Source organism: Herbaspirillum sp. B65 (genome assembly GCF_000333555.1).
In the GTDB taxonomy this organism is placed as follows: Bacteria; Pseudomonadota; Gammaproteobacteria; order Burkholderiales; family Burkholderiaceae_D; genus Herbaspirillum; species Herbaspirillum rubrisubalbicans.
The window spans coordinates 1-2028 of the sequence record NZ_BADI01000626.1 but is presented as its reverse complement, the minus strand read 5'-3'; the positions used below and the strand labels follow the sequence as shown (position 1 = coordinate 2028).

General features: G+C 50.6%; 3 protein-coding genes and 1 pseudogene. 1 reads left to right on the top strand and 3 read right to left on the bottom strand.

Going from position 1 to position 2028, the window contains the following annotated elements:
• Together I5W_RS14805 and I5W_RS14800 are read right to left on the bottom strand one after the other, a co-directional pair.
• On the bottom strand, positions 1-511 hold a 511-nt coding region (locus tag I5W_RS14805), incomplete at its 3' end, for a CHASE3 domain-containing protein (protein WP_199901746.1).
• Between the two features lie 125 nt (positions 512-636).
• A complete protein-coding gene (locus tag I5W_RS14800) occupies positions 637-831 on the bottom strand; it encodes a hypothetical protein (protein WP_044529797.1) in 195 nt (64 codons plus the stop codon).
• A gap of 576 nt (positions 832-1407) precedes the next feature.
• Here I5W_RS14800 and I5W_RS14795 point away from each other — a divergent pair.
• Entirely contained in the window at positions 1408-1719 is a 312-nt protein-coding gene (locus I5W_RS14795) for an ArsR/SmtB family transcription factor (protein ID WP_083893542.1), read from the top strand.
• 109 nt (positions 1720-1828) lie between these two features.
• Here the strand turns inward: I5W_RS14795 and I5W_RS32860 are convergent.
• Positions 1829-2028, bottom strand: a pseudogene (locus tag I5W_RS32860) (porin); the annotation flags it as partial.

The window sequence follows — 2028 nt, the reverse complement described above, 5'->3', positions numbered from 1 at the left end:
CCCTTCGGTTTGAGAAATCATTCTGGATTGCACGAAACCGGTCCATGAATATCTTGTCGTGTGTGGCACCGAAGTAAGCTTGAAGGGCTTGTGCAGATCCGCTGGCATTCGCCTCTTTTCTCATCTTCATCAAAGTCTGGTCGACCTCTTCGATCTTGTTACTCAGCTCGAGCATCTCGTCCAAGCGTTTTTGCTGTGCAGGATTGTCAGCAGTCAGCGTCTTGGCCTTATCAAAAGCAGTTTTAAAGTCCTTGCGCCCGCTTTTGTATGGATCGAGGAAGGCCTCATTGCCAGACGCGACATAACCGCGGATACCTGTCTCAATATTGACCATATTTATTAGCATATCGTCGGCCTGACCCATGACTTCATAGGTGTGTATATTCATTGCGCTGGCATTTTCCAGCTTATTAAAATTAAATAACGACAACCCACTCCCAACAAGTGACACAACTACCATGCAGAGAAAAGCAAGCCCCAGTTTTCGGCCTACGGTCAATGAACTATACATATTTCATCCCCAAAAAATTGATCGGCACTAGGGCCAATAACTGATAACGATTACCATGCAAAACCAGTTTTACTGATGGCCCAGGCCCCGCCCTTTGCCATTCCTTGCTCTGCAAAAAACACCATCTAATCCGTCGTCATGGCCTTGCTCAGCGCCGCATCAGCTAAGGCTTTAAACGAGTCGGCTACTTCGGAAGCCGGATGGAGCAGGATCTCTTCATATGTCGTCGCTAGACTGTCTGCAATCTCTTTTAATCGGCTCAGTTGACTGAATGGCAAGATCAATTGAGCCTCCGTAAGCTCTTGGTCAATTTCATACACATTTCTCCAAGGTAGTGAGGCTACTGCCTTTCGTAGGCGGCAAGACCACGCTAGCTAACTAGAAACCCCTTGTGTCGTGACCTCCAGGTCCGGTTCCAAAACATAGCCCATAAACTCTGCAGCTACCTTAAGGATTTTCCCTATAGGTGTACTCCGCCTATGAAATAGATAAAAAATTTGCAACCTAAATCATCAGCAATGACGGTAGCGAGTCATCACCCACTAGGTTGGGCGAGGCATTGATGGATCGAGGAACAGGTCTTCCTTAAAAATGCCCCGCAACAATGTCTCCTGTGTGCGTCAAAATGCGTCAAATATGACGGCTTCCATGTAGGCTCACATATCAGACTGGGCGGCCTTCTGCGCTTGACGCAAATTTGAGTCAAAACCGCTCTATGTAGCGGGCAGGCGCGGGGTGGGGGCAACCGCGCGCGCAGGGTGGAAATTCGGAAAAATGCCCTTTATAAATTGCATTTATGCAATATTTTGGCGGGCGAAGATGATCTCCCTAGAGTATCGGCTTGACGAAGCTCAACCAGCCTTGACGGGCATAATCATTTCCACTATTCTGGAAATATGGAAGAATTAGAAATCGTCAAGGCACTTAGCGCCATAGCCCATGAGTCGCGGCTTGCTGTGTTCCGCCTCCTTGTTCAAGCTGGCCCCAAGGGAATGCCGGCGGGCAAGGTAGCAGAACTGACCGGCTTGCCGCTATCGACCCTGTCTTTCCATTTGAAGGAATTGGTCAGTGCAAACATGGTGAATTCCAAGCAAGAAGGCCGCGAGGGCAAGCCGATCGTGGCAACTTTTCTGGCCGCGATACGGGACAAGAGCGGCGCGCTCCGTAGCGACGTGATGCATACGGATTCGACGCTCCTGTACCGATGATGCAGTTGCTTTTGCCACGCCGCTGATGCGGCAAGCTTTTTTGATGGATGCCAATGCCAGGTTTGATGGAGCGCGCAGCAAACACTGCGGCGTGGAGTGAGCCGCCAGATCAGAAGATATGCTTCACCCCCGCCGTATACAGCATGGGATCCGAACCATCCGACGCGCCACCTTCGGCCAAGCTTGCCAAGCCGAATCTTGCTCTTTTGTTGTTGCTGATATGCGCTATGCCTCCGTAGAGATGGGTACGCGGGCTCAGCCCATAGGTATAGCCCAAGGCCAATTGCCGCGCATCGCCGCTGGATGCTC